This window comes from Allobosea sp. 05T433 (assembly GCF_056396065.1).
In genome coordinates, this window is the sequence record NZ_JBFTKS010000021.1 from 37638 (window position 1) to 55250 (window position 17613).

Consider the following 17613-nt stretch of genomic DNA (forward strand, 5'->3'; position numbering starts at 1 on the left):
TGAGAACCATGGACGTCACCGCGCTTCGCGCCCTCCAGGCTCCGCTCAAGGACAAATACCGCGAGGCGCCCGACGCCGCGGTGATCACGCTGAAGGCCCGTGGCGAACTCGACGACCAGCATATCGCCTGCAAGGTCGAGACCGGCCGCGCGATCGCCCTGGCCGGGCTGCACCCGGCGACCGGCGGAACCGGTGCCGAGCTCTGCTCCGGCGACATGCTGCTTGAGGCGCTGGTCGCCTGCGCCGGCGTCACGCTGAAGGCGGTCGCGACCGCCCTTGAAATCGAACTGAAGAAGGGAACTGTCAGGGCCGAGGGCGATCTCGATTTCCGCGGCACGCTCGGCGTCGTCAAGGATGCGCCCGTCGGCTTCAAGGCGATCCGCCTGTCCTTCGATGTCGAGAGCGACGCCCCACAGGACAAGCTCGACACTCTGCTCAAGCTGACCGAGCGCTACTGCGTCGTCTTCCAGACGCTGAACGTCAAGCCGGAGCTTTCGGCCGTGCTCAACCGCGGCTGATCACTCGGCGGCCTTCAGCTCGAGCCCCTTGGCGAAGGGTAGCGACGGCTCGCTCTTCGCCGGCTCATCGAATTCGAGCGCGCCGATCTTGTCGCCGCGGCTGGTGATCTTGCCGGCCGAGGTGCGGATGCCGGCGACATCCTCCTGCGCCTGGCGAAAATGCTGGTCGAGCTTCTCGGCCCGCTCGCCGAGCCGGCGGACATCGGTCAGGAGCCTGCCAACCTCGGTCTGGATGACGCGAGCCTCCTCGCGCATGCGGGCATCGCGAATGAGCGACTGCATCAGCTGGATCGCCAGGGCGAGCAGGGACGGCGACACGACCATGACGCGGGAGCGATGGGCCTTCTGGATCACGTCGTCGAAATGCTCGTGCAGGTCGGCATAGATCGATTCGGACGGCACGAAGAGCAGGGCCATGTCCTGCGTTTCGCCGGGCACGAAATAGCGCTCGGCGATATCCTTGACGTGCTGGCCGACATCGCCGCGCACGCGCACGCCCGCTGCCTTCTTTGCCTCCTCGCCACGCGCTTCGCGCAGCATGGTGAAGCTCTCCAGCGGGAATTTGGCGTCGATGACGAGGCCGCGCCCGTCTCCTGGCAGGGTGACGAGGCAGTCCGGCCGGTTGCGGTTCGAGAGCGTCGGCTGGAACGAGAAGAAGGCGGCGGGCAGCCCGTCGCGGATGATCGCCTCCATCCGGCCCTGGCCATAGGCGCCACGTGCCTGCTTGTTGGAGAGCACGTCCTTGAGGGTCACCACTTCGCTGGTCAGGTCGGTCAGGTTCTTCTGGGCAGCGTCGATGACCGCAAGCCGTTCCTGCAGCTTGCCGAGGCTCTCCGTGGTCTGCTTGACGTTCTGCTCGAGCCCGGAGCCGACCTGCTGGCGCAGGCCGTCCATCCGCTCGGCGACGAGGCGGGCAAGGTCGGCCTGCCGCGTCGAGAGAATCTCGGCCATCGTCTGCATCCGGCCCGTCATCTCGGCTTGCATGCGGTTCATCTCGGCGACCTTGTCGTCCATCTCGCGGGCGCGTTCGGCAGCGATGACGGCCTCGATCGCTCGCCCGCGCGAACTGCGCCAGAGCGACAACGCGACGAGCACAAGCAGAAACAGGCTGCTACCGGCGAAGGCAAGGGCGGCCTCGCTCCAGGTGACCGGCCGCTCGAGCAGCGTGAAGGCAATTCCGTTCATGACGGCAGATTAGCCGATTCGCGTGCGCATGCCGAACGAAAGCGGAACGGTTTGACCACCCGCCAACAAGTGCTTATGTCCGCGGCGTCAGCAAGAAAAACCGGTTCGAGCGCCCTATGGCTATTCGCCCTCTCGTCATCCTGCCCGATTCAGTCCTGCGCCAGGTCTCGAAACCTGTCGAGGCCGTCACGCCCGAGATCAAGGCGCTCGCCGCCGACATGCTCGAGACCATGTATGACGCACCCGGCATCGGCCTGGCAGCGATCCAGATCGGCGTGCCGCTGCGCCTGCTGACGATCGACCTCGCCAAGCCGGAGGAGGAGAAGGCGCCGATGACCTTCATCAATCCGGAAATCACCTGGTCTTCCAAGGAGCTGAACATCCATGAGGAAGGCTGCCTTTCGATCCCCGAATATTACGAGGAGGTCGAGCGTCCGGCGCGGGTGAAGGTTCGCTATCTCGATCTCGACGGCAAGGTGCAGGACATCGAGGCGGACGGCCTGCTCGCCACCTGCCTTCAGCACGAGATCGACCATCTCAATGGCGTGCTCTTCATCGATCACCTGTCGCGGCTGAAGCGCGAGCGTGTCACCAAGCGTTTCGCCAAGGCGGCGCGTCGCGACAGCGCGGCCTGAATGATCCGTATCGATCAGAAAGCGGCGCTGTTCGCATGAGTTTGCGCGTCATCTTCATGGGCACACCGGATTTCGCCGTGCCGACCCTGACCGAGATCATCGGCCAGGGCCACGAGGTTGTGAGTTGCTACACCCGCGCCCCGGCGCAGGCCGGTCGTGGTCTCGATCTGAAGCCGTCCCCGGTGCATCGCGCCGCCGAGCGCTTCGGCATTCCGGTGTTCACGCCGAAGACGTTGAAGACCGACGAAGCTGCCGAGGTGATCGCCTCGCATCAGGCCGACGTCGCGGTCGTCGTCGCCTATGGCATGATCCTGCCGCAGGCGATCCTTGATCTGCCGGAACTGGGCTGCCTCAACCTGCACGCGTCGCTTCTCCCGCGCTGGCGCGGCGCTGCCCCGATCCAGCGGGCCATCATGGCGGGCGATGCCGAGAGTGGCATCTGCGTCATGAAGATGGAGGCGGGGCTGGATACCGGCCCGGTCGGCATGGTCGAGAAGCTTGCGATCGGCCCCGATATGACGGCCGGCGAACTGCATGATCGGCTGGCTTCGCTTGGCGCCGACCTGATGGTGCGCGCCCTGGCTGCGCTCGGGCGTGGCGGGCTGCAGTTCACTCCACAACCCGTCGAGGGGGTGACCTACGCTGCCAAGATCGCCAATGCCGAGGCGAAGCTGGACTGGGCGCGTCCAGCGCAGCAGGTCCATGACCTCGTGCGCGGGCTCTCGCCCTTTCCAGGCGCCTTTGCCGAGGTCGATCTCGGAAAGGGGCCGGAGAGGCTCAAGATCCTGCGTACGGCGCTGGCTGGCGGCGCTGCCGAGCCGGGCACGCTGCTGGACGGTGAGGGCACGATCGCCTGCGCCGAGGGCGCAGTGAGGTTGCTTCAGGTTCAGCGCGCCGGCCGTGCGCCCATGAGCGGGAGCGAATTCCTGCGCGGCGCGCGGCTCGATCCCGGCCATCGGATCTAGGGCGCCCGCATGATGTCGCCCAAAGTTCGGTTCCCAGTTTTCGGCATCATATTCTGATGCCCCGCTACAAGCTCGTCATCGAGTATGATGGAACGCCGTTCTCCGGCTGGCAGCGTCAGCTCAACGGTCCGTCGGTTCAACAGAGCATCGAGGAAGCGGTCGAGGCCTTTTGTGGTCATGCCGTCCGCCTGCACTGCGCCGGGCGCACCGATGCCGGCGTCCATGCGACGCATCAGGTCGCCCATGTCGTTCTGGACAAGGAGTGGCGCACCGATGTCGTGCGTGACGCGAGCAATGCCCGCCTGAAGCATCTCCCGGTCGCGGTTCTGAGCGCCGAGGCTGTGTCCGACGAATTCGATGCGCGCATCTCGGCTAGGCGCCGCTATTACATCTACCGCATGCTCGACCGACGCGCACCGCCGGCGCTCGATCGGGACCGACTCTGGCATGTCCCCTTCAGACTTGATCATGAAGCCATGGACCGCGCTGCCAAGGCGCTCGTCGGTCACCACGATTTCACGACATTTCGGGCCGCCGAATGTCAGGCGAACGGGCCTGTTCGGACGCTCGACCGGCTCGATGTGACGCGGGAGGGTTCGGAGATCGTGATTTACGCCCATGCCCGCTCCTTCCTGCATCATCAGGTCCGCTCGATGGTCGGCTGTCTGAAGATGGTGGGAGCGGGGCGCTGGCCTGAAAACAAGGTCGGCAAGGTGCTGGCCGCGCGCGACCGCTCGCAATGCGCGGCGCTTGCTCCATCCTGCGGGCTCTATCTCGCCGGCGTCGATTACTGAGCCGGGCTCAGATGCCCGCCAGGCCGAAGACGCGGATGATCGAATAGTCGGCCATCACGCTCGCCAGCAGGATTGCGGGCGCGACATGGCCTTGCGCGCCGAAGGCGGCACGCGCCACGCAATAGCGAAGGCGCAGCACGATGACCGCGAAGGCGATCGCCTGCATCGTCGCGATGGCGGGGTTCGACCAGCCGATTGCAAAGACAGTGGCGGGTACCGCCATCAGGCTGGCCGAGACGATGCCGGCCCAGTTCCAGGCGATGACGAAACTGGTCAGCCGCGGCGAATGGGCGAGGTTCGGGGCGAGGCCTATCAGCAGCGCCGGTACTGCGATGATCGCCAGGCACTGGGCGCCCAGCACGCGGGCAATGAGGGCGGGGGAATCGAACATGTTCCCGGCGTTGGACAGCCCGGCAATCTGCCGTTCGGCCGCCAGGATCGCGACCAGCGCTGGCACGGTGAGCACGAGCGCGGCAAAGGAGCGCCAGAACCCGTCGCGGCTGAGATCGAGTTCCTTCAGCGCCTCGGCGCCGTCGGTCATCAGGCGCCATGAACCGCGTAGCGAGCGCAGCACGTCATCGGCAGCAAGAGCCATGGCCGGGTACTCCGGATACGTGGCATTAGACTTTCGTCTAATGCAGTAAACGGCGTATCCGGTTTGGGGTCAAGCGCCTTGTTGCGTTGCAGCAAAGTAGCTTTCGAGCAGGCGGTGCGTGATCCGTTCCAGGCAGAGCAGGTCGGAGACCGCGACCCGTTCGTCGATCTGATGCATGGTCTGGCCGACCACGCCGAACTCGACGACCGGGCAATAGCTCTTGATGAAGCGGGCATCGGAGGTGCCGCCCGTCGTCGAGAGTGCCGGGCGCGTGCCGGTCTCGGCTTCGACCGCATCGGCGACCAGCGCGACGAACGGCCCCGGCTCGGTCAGGAAAGCGACCGCATTCGTCGGCTGAACTTCGAGCTCGTAGCGCACCTGGTTGCCGGCAGCGTCCCGCAGCCGCCGGTCGAGCTCGGCGGCGAGGCTCTCTGGCGTCCAGATATCGTTGAATCGGATGTTGAAGACAGCCTTTGCCTGGGCTGGAACGACATTCGTCGCGGGATTGCCGACATCCAGAGTGGTCACCTCGAGATTGCTCGGATCGAAATAGGCCGTTCCGGTATCGAGTGGCGTCGCATCGAGCGCTGCCAGCAGGCGCACCATGCCGCGGATCGGATTGTCTGCGAGGTGCGGATAGCCGACATGGCCCTGCTTGCCGTGAACGACCAGCCGGCCGGTCAGCGAGCCGCGGCGGCCGATCTTGATCATGTCGCTCATCGTCGCCGGGTTGGTCGGCTCGCCGAGCAGGCAATGGTCGAAGCGTTCGCCGCGTGCCTTCGCCCAATCCAGCAGCTTGACGGTGCCGTTGACGGCAACCGATTCCTCGTCCCCCGTGACGAGAAAGGCGATCGAGCCCGGCGCATCCGGATAATCGCGGCGGAAGCGCAGCGCAGCCGAGATCATCGAGGCGAGCCCGCCCTTCATGTCGCAGGCACCGCGTCCATGCAGGACACCGTCTTCGACCTGGCCGGAGAACGGGTCGCGCGACCATTGCGCGAGGTCGCCCGGGGGAACGACATCGGTATGGCCGGCTATGACCAGAACGGGCCCCTCGGTGCCGATCCGGGCATAGAGGTTTTCGACATCCGGCGTGTCGGGCTCGCTGAATACCGGCCGATCGACCGAGTACCCAGCCGCGCTCAGAACGGTGTCGAGCAGAGCAAGTGCTCCCCCCTCAACTGGTGTCACGGAGGGGCATCGCACGAGCGCCTGCGTCAGGGCGACGGGATCGAGCGGGTCGAAGGGAAGTGGAGGAGGGAGCGGCTTCATTCCGCCGGTTTAGCACCCGCTTCTGTCTCTGCAACGGACTCGGGCGCAATGCAGCCCGGCAGCAAACCGAGATCGATCAGCGCAACGAGCCAGAGCAGCAGGGAGAAGGTGCCGAGTGTTTTGGCCGCTGCTGCTTCGAGATGGCCGGGGCCAAGTCCGGACAGTACGATCGCGATGACCAGCGTCGGCCCGTAATACCACGGCCGTCCGCGGTCCCGGCCGCGTTTGGCGGCAAGCGCCGACCAGGGAAACAGGGCGAAAGCCCCGGCAAAGGCCGTGATCTGGGGGCCATGCTCCGCGCCAAGGCGAGCGCTGCCGATGTCGGCGAGGACGAGCGCGAGAGCAACCAGGGCCGTGCCCGACCAGAAGGCGGGGCGTCCGATGCGGCCCTCGAAGCCGGTCAGGAGGGTGAGAAGCGGCAAGGCGATGATTCCGTTTCGGAGACTGTCTCACGCCGGCCCTCAGCCCTGAAGCTCAGGGTGAAGAATGCGTTAACGCGATGGCCCCGCGGCGATCCCGGCGCGCAGAAAAGGCTTGAACGTGGGCTCGGCGCCCGCTAGCTGCGGCAGGGGCCTTGTCCCGCGTGTTTTGGCCCAGTGAGGTTCTTGTCATGACCATCCGTCTGCATCGCGGTGATCTGCCGGATGATTTCCTGCCGGGCTCCGTCGTTGCGATCGACACCGAGACGCTTGGTCTCAACCCGCATCGCGACCGGCTCTGCGTGGTCCAGCTCTCGCGCGGCGATGGCTCTGCCGATGTGGTCCAGATCCTTCGGGACGGTCCTGCGCCTGCGAACCTGATCCGACTGCTGTCGGACCCTTCCGTGCTGAAGCTGTTCCATTTCGCGCGGTTCGACGTTGCCGTTCTGAAGAACGCCTTCGGCGTCACCACCGGCCCGGTCTACTGCACCAAGATCGCCTCGAAGCTGGTGCGGACTTATACCGACCGGCACGGCCTGAAGGACCTTGTCAGGGAACTGCTCGGCATCGACTTGTCGAAGCAGCAGCAATCCTCGGATTGGGGCGCCGATACGCTGTCGGAGGCACAATTGGCCTATGCGGCTTCGGACGTGCTGCATCTCCACGCCCTGCGCGAGAAGCTCGAGGCCATGCTGGTGCGCGAGGGGCGCTCGCATCTCGCCGAAGCCTGTTTCAATTTCCTTCCGTTCCGCGCGGAGCTCGATCTTGCCGGCTGGGCCGAGAACGACATCTTCGCTCACGCTTGACAAATTCTAAGTCTTCTTGCGTCAGTCTCCACGCGAACGAAGCGCGTAGGGGCCCGCAGGTCGTTCGCCGGCTGACACGAAAAAGCCGTTAGCGACTGCCATTGCGCGGGGCATGACTGTGGCGATGACAACGGGCGACTGGACCGCCCCCGAATCGAAACGTGCGAGTCGACGTCGCGCTGCGTTCAAGGCAGCGCAGCGGCACACCATGCTCGTCCGCTTCCTCCGCCGCGCGATTCCCGTCGGTGCGGTCGTGGCCGTGCTCGGCCTGATCGTGACGCCGTTCCTGCATCCATTGTCTGGCGTCTCCGGCGTGTCGATCGGTTCCGTCGGCATTTCGGGCGGCAAGGTCAAGATGGAGTCGCCGCGCCTCTCGGGCTATCGCAAGGACAACCGGCCCTACGAGGTGACGGCGCTCGAAGCGCTGCAGGACATTCGCAATCCGACCGAAATCGAGCTGTCGACAATGACAGCCAGGATTCAGATGCAGCAGGAGGGCTGGGTCACGGTCAACGCCCGCACCGGCCTGTTCAACTCCCAGAAGGAGAAGCTGAAACTGGTCGATGACGTGAAGGTCCGTACCGAGTCCGGCTATGATATGCGGATGCGCAGCGCCGATATCGATTTCAAGGCGGGGACCGTCGTATCGCGGGAGCCGGTCAAGGTTCTGCTCGGTTCGACCACCGTCGAGGGCGATACCCTGGACGTGAAGGACAATGGCGCGCTGATCGTCTTCGACGGCCGTGTCCGAGTCGTGATAGAGAATGCACCGGCTCGCGCCTTGGCCGGACCTGAACGCGAAGGCAGCACGCCGGCTCCGGAACTGCTAGGACCGGTCAAGGCGCCTGCCGCGCCGAACCGGGAACCGGCAGCGGTCGACGGTAGTTCTCCGGGCAATGCCCCTGCAACTGGGACGAGACAGTGATATGCGGTCCGCATTCGAAGCTGCATCAGTGAATCCTGCGATGTCGAAGGGCTGGCAGCCGGTATGGCTACTTGCGGCAGCGCTGAGTCTTTCATGCGTTGCCGAGGCGGTCGCCCAGACCCCGCAGCCACGCTCCGATGCCTCCAAGGTTGCGCAGGCGACACCGCCTGCGGCTGGAAAGGCCAAGCCCGCCCGCGGCGGCGGGGGGGCGAATTCGCCTCTTGGCGGCCTTGGTGGCGACAGCAAGGAGCCGATCAAGATCGATGCTGACAAGCTCGATGTGCTCGACAAGGAAAATCGCGCGGTCTTCACCGGCAATGTCGTGGCGGTGCAGGGCGAGACCACGGTGCGGTGCTCGGTCATGACCGTGTTCTACGAGGGGCGCGGCGCTGGGACCGTACCAGGAGCATCGCGTCCTGCAACGCCGGCGCCAGCCGCAGCGGGGGGCGCGCCGCAATCCAATGATAGCAGCATCAAGCGCATCGAATGCGATGGTCCGGTGACCGTGGTCTCGAAGACGCAGGCTGCGACCTCAGACAAGGCGGTGTTCGACCGCGCCAACAACAAGGTCATCATGACCGGGAATGTCGCCCTGAATGACGGGCCGAACATCACCCGTGGCGAGCGACTGGTCTATGACACGGAGACCGGCGTCGCCAATATCGAGAACAACAAGGGGCGCGTGCAGGGCTTCTTCGTTCCGAATTCCGGCGAGGCCGGCAAGGACGCGGGCAAGAACACTCCGCCCAAGCCCGGTGCCGCGGCCCCCGCTCGCCCGGCGAGCCCGCCGACCAACTAGCCGCTCCGGTCCGGCGCATGCCGGGCCGACTGCCTTTCACATCAGCGAGCCCTGCTCTCAGTGACAGTCCATTCCATGCCGCAATCCGACAGTTCGACCCTGCCCGCTCAGGCTACGGCACCCCGGAGCGAGCAAAGCCCCGGCATGTTCGGGCGCTTGCGCGGACTGTTCGGCGCAAAGGCGCGGGACAGCGAGGCCGAGCCGGCAACATCATCTGCCGCATCGATCGGTGGACCGGGTATTCTCGCTGTCAGCGGCCTGCGCAAGAGCTATGGCGGCCGCACGGTGGTGAGCGAGGCGAGCCTCTACGTCCGGCAGGGCGAAGCGGTGGGCCTGCTCGGTCCAAACGGCGCCGGCAAGACCACGATCTTCTACATGGTCACTGGTCTGGTGCCCGCCGATCTCGGGGTCATTTCGCTGGAAGGCAACGATATCACCGGCTTGCCGATGTATCAGCGCGCGAGGCTTGGAATTGGCTACCTGCCGCAGGAGGCCTCGATCTTTCGTGGCCTCACTGTCGAGGACAACATCCGGGCCGTCCTTGAAGTCGTGGAGCCGAACCGCAAGAGCCGTGAGCGTCAGCTCGATACGCTTCTGGAAGAGTTCACGATCTCTCGCCTGCGCAAGGCTCCTTCCATCGCGTTGTCGGGCGGCGAGCGCCGCCGTTGCGAGATCGCCCGCGCCCTGGCCGGGCGGCCGTCCTTCATTCTTCTCGACGAGCCCTTCGCCGGCATCGATCCGATCGCCGTTGGCGACATTCAAGCGCTGGTGCGCCAGCTGACCGATCGTGGCATCGGCGTACTGATCACCGACCACAATGTCCGTGAGACGCTCGGCCTCGTCGATCGCGCCTATATCATCCATTCCGGCCGCGTGCTCACCGAGGGCTCTCCGGCCGAGATCATCGCCAATCCGGACGTCCGCCGTGTCTATCTCGGCGAGGATTTCAAGCTCTGATCCAGCCGGCCGTGATGCCGCTGCCATAATCTCGGCAGAATGCTGCACTGCATTAATTTCTCTGCACAAAGCGCGTGCAGAGGCTTTGACGCGCCCGCGTTGTGCGGCTAGGCTTTGTTCCGAAGGCAAGAAACATGCCGAGGCGGATGAGAGGTCAAGAGCGCAATGGCGATGATGCCGCGCATGGAGCTGCGCCAGGGACAGTCCCTGGTGATGACGCCGCAGCTGCTGCAGGCGATCAAGCTCCTGCAACTCTCGCATCTCGAACTTCAGAACTTTGTCGAGGGTGAGCTGGAGCGGAATCCGCTGCTGGAGCGCGACGACGCGCCTGAGGCTCCTATACAGCTCAATGGCGGCGATAGCCCCCTGGCGGCTGATCCAGAGAGTTTTGCGCGTGCCGAGAGCCTGAACACCCAGGACGGCATGGAAGGCCGGCTCGGCACCGGGCTCGACAACGTCTTCCAGGGTGAACAGCCGACAATCGCCCGCCTCGACACGAAGGGGGCCGACAGCCTGCCGATCACCGGCGGCGCCTATGGCGGCTCCGGTGGTTCGTTCGAGGACGGGTCGGAAGGCTTCGAGTCCAGCCTGACCTCGGAACTGTCCCTGCGCGATCACCTCAGCGCACAGCTCGATCTCGCGATGACCGATCCTGCGGAGCGACTGATCGGCAGCCACCTCATCGATGCGGTCGATGATTCCGGCTATCTCGGCGAGCCGGTGCCTGAGATCGCAGAGCGGCTCGGTGTGAGCACGGACAAGGTCGAGCACGTGCTTGGCGTCATCCAGGGCTTCGACCCCTCCGGTGTCGGGGCGCGCGATGTTCGCGAATGCCTGTCGATCCAGCTGCGGGAGCGCGACCGCTTCGACCCGGCCATGCAGGCTCTGGTCGCCAACCTCCATCTTGTCGCCAAGCGTGATTTCTCGGCGCTCAAGCGCATCTGCGGCGTCGACGATGAGGATATCGCCGACATGGTCGCAGAAATCCGCAGGCTTGACCCCAAGCCTGGACGGGGTTTCGGCGGCTCGGCGGCCGAGACCGTCGTTCCGGATGTCTTCATCAGGCCGGCGCCGGACGGTTCCTGGCTGGTCGATCTCAATCCGGATACCCTGCCGCGCGTGCTGATCAACCAGACCTATCATGCCCGCGTCTCCCGGGCGGCGCGGAACGACCTGGACAAGGCCTTCATCGCCGAATGCCTGCAGACGGCGAACTGGTTGACGCGTAGCCTCGAGCAACGCGCCCGCACCATCCTCAAGGTCGCAAGCGAGATCGTGCGCCAGCAGGATGGCTTCTTCGCGCATGGCGTCGAGCATCTGCGGCCGCTGAACCTGAAGACGGTCGCGGATGCCATTGGCATGCACGAATCGACAGTCTCGCGCGTCACCTCGAACAAATATCTGATCTGTTCGCGCGGTGTGTTCGAGATGAAATATTTCTTCTCGGCAGCGATCGCCGCGACCGGTTACGGCGAGGCGCATTCCGCGGAAGCCGTTCGCTTCCGCATCAAGCAGATGATCGACGACGAAGTCCCCGCCGAGGTGCTGTCCGACGACGCGATCGTCGCCCGGTTGAAGGAAGGCGGCATCGATATTGCTCGGCGCACCGTGGCGAAATACCGCGAGTCCCTGCGCATTCCGTCCTCTATGGAGCGTCGGCGCGAGAAGGTGGCGATGGCGCTGGGAGGGCGCTGAACCCGCTCGGCTTTTTCTCCGCCCGAGTGAGCCCGATCGGATGCCTTTCGCTGCCGTCGGCTGGCGGCGACTATTCCGCAGCGCTCATTGACAATGGCGACTCCCCGTCCTTACCTCAGTGAGATGATCGATCACTGATCATGGCGACAAGAAGGGGAAGCACTCCATGAGCTTGCGAATCTCCGGCAAGAATCTCGATGTCGGCGAGGCCCTGCGGGGCCAGGCCGAGGAGCGCGTGGCCGCCGCCCTCAGCAAGTATTACGAGGGCGGATATCAGGGCCATGTCACCGTCGACAAGGACGGTACCGCCTTCCGGACGGACGGGGTCTTGCATCTCTCCTCCGGCATCACACTCGAAGCGTCCGCTACGGCGCATGATCCGTATGCGAGTCTCGACAAGATGGCGGAGCGCATTGAGAAGCGGTTGCGTCGGTACAAGCGGCGGTTGAAGGATCGCTCATCCGCAATGAATGGTCGTGCCTCCGGGGTGGAAATCCCCAGCTATGTGATTGCGGCCCCTGATGATGAAATCGAGGAGGCTGAGGCCGTTTCTGGCGGTGACAACCCTGTTATCGTGGCGGAATCGACCAAATCCTTCCACGAATTGACCGTTAGTGATGCAGTCGCCGAGCTTGACCTCACTGGTGCGCCCGTCGTKATCTTCCGCCATGCTGGCAATGGGCGGATGAACGTCGTATACCGCCGCCGCGATGGCAACATCGGCTGGATTGACCCGCCGGCCTCGCTGTCTTGAGCCCCGGCAGGCGGTAGCCCCGGTTATCACTCCTGACCCGTGGCGCTGGGTGAGAACCCGGCACGGGACATGCATGGACTGGCGCATGACCCTCACTGATCTTCTGACGCCCGCAGCCGTGGTCTCCCCGCTGCGGGCCAATGGCAAGAAGCAGGCGCTGCAGGAACTGTCCCAGCACGCCTCCGTGCTCACTGGGCTGCCTGAGCGCGAGCTTTTCGAGGCCCTGCTGCAACGAGAACGCCTTGGCTCGACCGGGATTGGCGACGGCATCGCGATCCCCCACGGGCGCATGCCTGGAATCGACCGGCTCGTCGGGCTGTTCGCCCGCGCCGAGAAGCCGATCGATTTCGAGGCGCTGGATGGCCAGCCCGTCGATATCATTTTCGTGCTGATCGCGCCGGAAGGGGCGGGGGCTGATCATCTGAAGGCGCTTGCCCGCGTCGCGCGCGTCCTGCGCAATCAGGCCGTGCTGGAGCAGGTGCGGCGCGCCCATGACCCGGCCGCCATCTATGCGATCCTGGCGGAGACCGCCGCGAAGGCTGCCTGACACTGGAACCGTTCAAGCCTGGGCTTGGACTGGAGGGCGCAAGCCGCTATGACGCCGGCATGACCGGCGCCGCATGCTGTAGCCGCGGCGCATCCTGTTTCGGAGCCAGTTCCTCATGGCCTACACGCATGTCGATCTCTTCCCTCTCGGCGAGGACAAGACCCCCTATCGCAAGCTCGGCGACGCGGGCGTCACAGTCGAGACGATTGGTGACCGCGAGGTCCTGAGCGTTTCGCGCGAAGCGATCCGCCAGCTCAGCGAACAGGCCTTCATCGACATCAACCACCTGTTGCGCCCGGGCCATCTTGCCCAGCTGGCCAAGATCCTCGACGACCCCGAGGCGACCTCGAATGACAAGTTCGTTGCCTTCGATCTCTTGAAGAACGCCAATATCGCGGCTGGCGGCGTGCTGCCGATGTGCCAGGACACCGGCACCGCGATCATCATGGGCAAGCGCGGTCGCAAGGTCTGGACCGATGGCGATGATGAGTCGGCGCTGGGCGAGGGCGTGGCCGATGCCTACTACAAGCGCAATCTGCGCTATTCGCAGGTCGCGCCCCTCTCCATGTTCGAAGAGAAGAACACGGCGACCAACCTGCCGGCGCAGATCGATATCTATGCCGAGGGAGAGGACGCCTACAAATTCCTCTTCGTGGCCAAGGGCGGCGGTTCGGCCAACAAGACTTTCCTGTTCCAGGCGACGCCCTCGCTCCTCACCAAGGACCGCATGATCGCGTTCCTGAAGGAGAAGATCCTGACGCTGGGCACGGCCGCCTGCCCGCCCTATCACCTTGCCATCGTCATTGGCGGCACCTCGGCCGAGCAGAATCTCAAGACCGTCAAGCTCGCCTCGACCAAATATCTCGACGAACTTCCGACAAAGGGTTCTCCCTCGGGGCACGCTTTCCGCGATCTCGAGATGGAGGAGGAGATTCACAGGCTGACGCAGTCGCTCGGCGTCGGTGCACAGTTCGGCGGCAAGTATTTTTGCCATGACGTTCGCGTCATCCGCCTGCCGCGTCACGGCGCCTCGCTGCCGATCGGCCTTGGCGTGTCCTGCTCGGCCGATCGCCAGGCCAAGGGCAAGATCACCCGGGAGGGCATCTTCCTCGAGGCTCTCGAGACCAATCCGGCCAAGTACCTGCCTGAGGTCGAAGACGCGTCGCTCGGTGGCGATGTCGTCAAGGTCGATCTCAACCGGCCGATGAGCGAAGTCCTCGCGACGCTCAGCAAATACCCGGTCAAGACCCGGCTTTCGCTGACCGGCACCATCGTCGTCGCCCGCGATTCGGCCCATGCCAAGATTCGTGAGCGGCTCGAGAACGGGCAGGGCATGCCCGATTATTTCAAGAACCATCCGGTCTATTACGCCGGTCCGGCCAAGACGCCCGAGGGTTTGGCCTCCGGCTCCTTCGGTCCGACGACGGCCGGGCGCATGGATTCCTTCGTCGATCAGTTCCAGTCCTTCGGTGGCTCGATGGTCATGCTCGCCAAGGGCAACCGCTCCTCGGCGGTGCGCGAGGCTTGCGCCCGGCATGGCGGCTTCTATCTCGGCTCGATCGGCGGCCCGGCGGCGCGCCTCGCTCAGGACTGCATCCGCAAGGTCGAGATCCTGGAGTATCCGGAGCTCGGCATGGAGGCGGTCTGGCGCATCGAGGTCGAGGATTTCCCCGCCTTCATCGTCATCGACGACAAGGGCAACGACTTCTTCAAGGAGCTGAACCTCGGATGATGCGGCTTTCGGCTGGCCTTGCCCTGATCCTTGTTCTCGCGGCGCCTCCCGTCCTGGCGCAGGGGAGGGCTGGCGCTCCGGCGGACTGCCAGCGGGATCTCTTCCAGAACGAGGCCGGCATGCGCCGTKAACTCACCCGCCTGCAATCTGCCGGCACAGCCGACCAGGCCACGCAATGCCGCGTCTGGCGCGAGCATGTCACCTATCTTCAGGGCGCGCGCTCCGTCTTCGCAACCTGCCAGGCTGGACGGCAGCGCGAGGAGAATGTCGCGCAGATGGACACCTCCATCTCCGAATACCGGGTGCTTCTCGCCAATCGCTGCAAGGCGCGCTGAGCAGGTGCCCACCCCTTACGGAAAGGCAAAGATCGCATGACCGAGCAGGCTGCCACCCCCCTGAATGTCGCCGTCGTACCGGTGACTCCGTTCCAGCAGAATTGCTCGGTCATCTGGTGCACCCGCACCAAGGAAGCAGCGGTGGTTGATCCCGGTGGTGATGTCGACCGCATTCAGGACGCGCTGAAGGAACTCGGCGTCAAGCCGGTCGCGATCTGGCTGACCCATGGCCATATCGACCATGCCGGCGGTGCGGCCGATCTTGCCGATGCGCTCGCTGTGCCGGTCATTGGTCCGCATGAGGCCGACAAGTTCCTGCTCGACGACCTGCCGGCTTCGGGGCTGCGCTTCGAGATGCGCGGCATTCGTCCGGTCACGCCGACGCGCTGGCTTGCCGAGGGCGAAACGGTGTCGATCGGCGATGTCGCCTTTTCGGTGCAGCATGTGCCCGGCCATACGCCCGGCCATGTCACCTTCTTCCAGAAGGACGCGCATTTCCTGCTTGCGGGCGATACGGTGTTCGCAGGCTCGGTGGGGCGCACCGATTTTCCCTATGGCAGCCATGAGACGCTGATTGCCGGCATCAAGGCCAAGCTCCTGCCGCTGGGCGACGATGTCCAGTTCCTGCCGGGACACGGGCCGGCGAGTACGCTCGGTGAGGAGCGGCAGAACAACCCATTCCTGCAGGATTGAGGGCACAGGCGCTCCGCGCCCGGTGCTCGTACAGGTTGTGGAGGGCGCGCGCCACAGCGATTGACGTAAGGGCGTAGCTCACTAGTTTGGCGGCATAGCACGGAGCGCCGCCATGAGCCTCGAATTCCTAATCACCTCCCTCATCATCGTTGCCTCGCCGGGCACGGGCATGATCTACACCGTGGCAGCGGGCCTCTCGCGGGGCGCGCGCGCAAGCGTCGTCGCGGCCTTCGGGTGCACGCTCGGCATCGTGCCCCACATGCTCGCGGCGATCATGGGATTGGCGGCGCTGCTGCACACGAGCGCGCTTGCCTTCCAGATCTTCAAATATCTCGGTGTGGCCTACCTGCTCTACATGGCCTGGAACACACTCCAGGAACGCGGGGCCCTGCAGGTCGAGCAGAAGGTCGACACGCGCTCTGCACTGCGCGTGACGATCGATGCGGTTCTGGTCAACCTGCTCAATCCGAAGCTCTCGATCTTTTTCTTCGCATTCCTCCCACAGTTCGTCAGCGCGGATGCGACCAATCCCATGCCGGAAATGCTCGCGCTGAGCGGCGTGTTCATGCTGCTGACCTTTGTGGTCTTCGTGGTCTATGGGTTGTTCGCAGCGTCTGTCCGCAACCACGTCATCTCCCGGCCGCAGGTGATGACCTGGATGCGGCGCATCTTTGCCGGCGCCTTCGTTGCACTCGGTGCGAAGCTTGCCGTGGCGGATCGCTGAAACCTGCGTCCCGGGGCCCTCGGGCCCCGGAAACGCCAACGGCCATGTCCAGAACGGGCGCGCGTACATCCGGCGTCACACGTTCGGCTCATGGCCGTCTTCAACGAGGATGGAGGACAGTGGAACGCCCTCGACATCGCCGTGAACATCAAATGGGGAGGGGCTGTCCCGATTTCAAGGGCTTATGACGCGCTCGGCCGCCATTCATAGAGAATGTCCGGCTCTCCTTCGACATTTCGGCAGCCATCGTTCATGTCGATGGTCTTGAAGCCGTGCTTCTCGTAGAAGGCGCGGGCGCGTGCGTTGCGCTGGAAGCAGAAGAGATGCAGCCGCTGTGGGCTGCGCTCCCTGGCCTTGGCGAGGAGCTGTGAGCCGAAGCCTTGCCGATAGTGACCGGGCTTCAGATAGAGTTGATCGAGATCGTCGCCGTCGAGCGCCATGAAGCCGACGACCTCGTCGCCCAACCGGGCAACCCAGTTCTCGCCGCGCGCCAGGCGATCATGGATGATCCAGTCGCGCACTGCCTCATCGCTATGGACTCGGCGCAGCCAGGGCAGTGCATCAGCCCGGGCGGCGAGGTAGAGATCGGCGATGGCGGCGGCGTCCGACGCAGCCGCGCGCCCGATAATGGCCAGGTCGCCCGATTTCGTCGAGACAGCCGCGGCCATCAGGCGTTACGCCTCGAAGACGTCGGCGAGGAAGTCGCGCTTGCCGATGTCAAATCCGTTCTCGCGCAGGATCGCGTAGGCGGTGGTGGCATGGAAATAGAAATTGGGCACGGCAAAGCGGGTCAGATAGGCCTCGGCCGTCATCGTGACCGTCTGCTGCGGACCGCGCGGGAAGGTAACGTCCTTGCCGATGCCGCTTTCGAGGGCGGCATCGTCGATGCTCTGCACGAAGGCGAGCGTCTTGGCGATCCGCTCCTTCAGTTCCGGGAAGGTCTTCTCCTCATCCGGGAATTTCGGGTTCTCGCCGGCGCTCACGCGCGCCGCAGCATTCTTGGCGAAGTCGCAGGTGAGCTGGATCTGTCGGGTGAAGGGCAGCATGTCCAGCGCCAGGCGGCTGTTGAGCAGGACCTCGGGCTGGATCTTGCGGGCTTCCGCCTGCGCCACAGCCTTGTCGAGAATGGCGTCGAGCGCCTTCAGGGTCTGGATAATGCCCGCGAAGGCGGCGGCATGAACGGAAATCGGCATGATGCAGGATCCCTCAAAAACGAAACGGGCCCGGAAGGGCCCGTTCCACTATCGATAATACTGCTGGCCC

At 64.7% G+C, this 17613-nt stretch carries 21 protein-coding genes; 15 read left to right on the top strand and 6 right to left on the bottom strand.

Going from position 1 to position 17613, the window contains the following annotated elements; genetic code table 11:
* Positions 1-8: 8 nt before the first annotated feature.
* Positions 9-518: an OsmC family protein gene (locus AC1DGP_RS24565; RefSeq protein ID WP_069877739.1), complete on the top strand. Its 510-nt coding sequence runs from the start codon at positions 9-11 to the stop codon at positions 516-518.
* Here AC1DGP_RS24565 and AC1DGP_RS24570 read toward each other — a convergent pair whose 3' ends face one another.
* Entirely contained in the window at positions 519-1703 is a 1185-nt protein-coding gene (locus AC1DGP_RS24570; protein ID WP_441507281.1) for a DNA recombination protein RmuC, read from the bottom strand.
* A gap of 116 nt (positions 1704-1819) precedes the next feature.
* Here AC1DGP_RS24570 and AC1DGP_RS24575 point away from each other — a divergent pair, with 116 nt between their 5' ends.
* The 3 genes from AC1DGP_RS24575 to truA are packed head-to-tail and all read left to right on the top strand — an operon-like array spanning position 1820 to position 4097.
* Complete coding sequence (locus AC1DGP_RS24575; RefSeq protein ID WP_441490217.1) at positions 1820-2338, top strand: peptide deformylase; 519 nt, start codon at positions 1820-1822, stop codon at positions 2336-2338.
* 35 nt (positions 2339-2373) lie between these two features.
* Entirely contained in the window at positions 2374-3303 is a 930-nt protein-coding gene (fmt, locus tag AC1DGP_RS24580) for a methionyl-tRNA formyltransferase (RefSeq protein ID WP_441490216.1), read from the top strand.
* Between the two features lie 56 nt (positions 3304-3359).
* On the top strand, positions 3360-4097 hold the full coding sequence (truA, locus tag AC1DGP_RS24585) for a tRNA pseudouridine(38-40) synthase TruA (protein WP_441507279.1): 738 nt from the start codon (positions 3360-3362) through the stop codon (positions 4095-4097).
* Between the two features lie 7 nt (positions 4098-4104).
* Here the strand turns inward: truA and AC1DGP_RS24590 are convergent, their stop codons facing one another.
* The 3 genes from AC1DGP_RS24590 to AC1DGP_RS24600 all read right to left on the bottom strand — a co-directional run bounded on the left by AC1DGP_RS24590 (position 4105) and on the right by AC1DGP_RS24600 (position 6386).
* Complete coding sequence (locus tag AC1DGP_RS24590) at positions 4105-4692, bottom strand: hypothetical protein (protein ID WP_441507278.1); 588 nt, start codon at positions 4690-4692, stop codon at positions 4105-4107.
* Between the two features lie 69 nt (positions 4693-4761).
* A complete protein-coding gene (gene dapE, locus AC1DGP_RS24595) occupies positions 4762-5964 on the bottom strand; it encodes a succinyl-diaminopimelate desuccinylase (protein ID WP_441490213.1) in 1203 nt (400 codons plus the stop codon).
* Positions 5961-6386 (bottom strand): DUF805 domain-containing protein, encoded by a 426-nt coding sequence (locus AC1DGP_RS24600; RefSeq protein WP_441507277.1) that lies wholly within the window; start codon positions 6384-6386, stop codon positions 5961-5963. Before AC1DGP_RS24600 ends, dapE begins: the two co-directional genes overlap by 4 nt.
* A 188-nt stretch (positions 6387-6574) precedes the next feature.
* Here AC1DGP_RS24600 and AC1DGP_RS24605 point away from each other — a divergent pair, with 188 nt between their 5' ends.
* From AC1DGP_RS24605 to AC1DGP_RS24655, 11 genes are all read left to right on the top strand, one after another.
* Positions 6575-7189, top strand: coding sequence for a ribonuclease D (locus AC1DGP_RS24605; RefSeq protein WP_441507276.1), 615 nt, complete (start codon positions 6575-6577; stop codon positions 7187-7189).
* 208 nt (positions 7190-7397) lie between these two features.
* Positions 7398-8114 (top strand): LPS export ABC transporter periplasmic protein LptC, encoded by a 717-nt coding sequence (gene lptC / locus AC1DGP_RS24610; RefSeq protein ID WP_441490210.1) that lies wholly within the window; start codon positions 7398-7400, stop codon positions 8112-8114.
* A 1-nt stretch (position 8115) separates the two neighbouring features.
* Positions 8116-8913, top strand: a complete 798-nt coding sequence (locus AC1DGP_RS24615) for an LptA/OstA family protein (RefSeq protein ID WP_476775449.1) — start codon at positions 8116-8118, stop codon at positions 8911-8913.
* Between the two features lie 144 nt (positions 8914-9057).
* Positions 9058-9870: an LPS export ABC transporter ATP-binding protein gene (gene lptB / locus AC1DGP_RS24620; protein WP_441490208.1), complete on the top strand. Its 813-nt coding sequence runs from the start codon at positions 9058-9060 to the stop codon at positions 9868-9870.
* Between the two features lie 165 nt (positions 9871-10035).
* Positions 10036-11565, top strand: coding sequence for an RNA polymerase factor sigma-54 (gene rpoN / locus AC1DGP_RS24625; protein WP_441507275.1), 1530 nt, complete (start codon positions 10036-10038; stop codon positions 11563-11565).
* Positions 11566-11731: 166 nt separating this feature from the next.
* A complete protein-coding gene (hpf, locus tag AC1DGP_RS24630) occupies positions 11732-12319 on the top strand; it encodes a ribosome hibernation-promoting factor, HPF/YfiA family (RefSeq protein WP_113514942.1) in 588 nt (195 codons plus the stop codon).
* An 85-nt stretch (positions 12320-12404) separates the two neighbouring features.
* Entirely contained in the window at positions 12405-12866 is a 462-nt protein-coding gene (gene ptsN, locus AC1DGP_RS24635; RefSeq protein ID WP_441507274.1) for a PTS IIA-like nitrogen regulatory protein PtsN, read from the top strand.
* A 115-nt stretch (positions 12867-12981) separates the two neighbouring features.
* Complete coding sequence (locus AC1DGP_RS24640) at positions 12982-14598, top strand: fumarate hydratase (RefSeq protein WP_441507273.1); 1617 nt, start codon at positions 12982-12984, stop codon at positions 14596-14598.
* The gene (locus tag AC1DGP_RS24645) at positions 14595-14933 is read left to right on the top strand and encodes a hypothetical protein (RefSeq protein ID WP_476832630.1); all 339 of its coding nucleotides are present in this window, start codon (positions 14595-14597) and stop codon (positions 14931-14933) included. Before AC1DGP_RS24640 ends, AC1DGP_RS24645 begins: the two co-directional genes overlap by 4 nt.
* A 36-nt stretch (positions 14934-14969) precedes the next feature.
* Positions 14970-15626, top strand: coding sequence for an MBL fold metallo-hydrolase (locus AC1DGP_RS24650; protein ID WP_441507271.1), 657 nt, complete (start codon positions 14970-14972; stop codon positions 15624-15626).
* A gap of 112 nt (positions 15627-15738) precedes the next feature.
* Entirely contained in the window at positions 15739-16350 is a 612-nt protein-coding gene (locus tag AC1DGP_RS24655; RefSeq protein ID WP_441507270.1) for a LysE family translocator, read from the top strand.
* A gap of 182 nt (positions 16351-16532) precedes the next feature.
* Here AC1DGP_RS24655 and AC1DGP_RS24660 read toward each other — a convergent pair whose 3' ends face one another.
* Complete coding sequence (locus AC1DGP_RS24660; protein WP_441507269.1) at positions 16533-17018, bottom strand: GNAT family N-acetyltransferase; 486 nt, start codon at positions 17016-17018, stop codon at positions 16533-16535.
* Between the two features lie 6 nt (positions 17019-17024).
* Positions 17025-17543, bottom strand: coding sequence for a DUF1993 domain-containing protein (locus tag AC1DGP_RS24665; protein WP_441507268.1), 519 nt, complete (start codon positions 17541-17543; stop codon positions 17025-17027).
* Between the last annotated feature and the right edge of the window lie 70 nt (positions 17544-17613).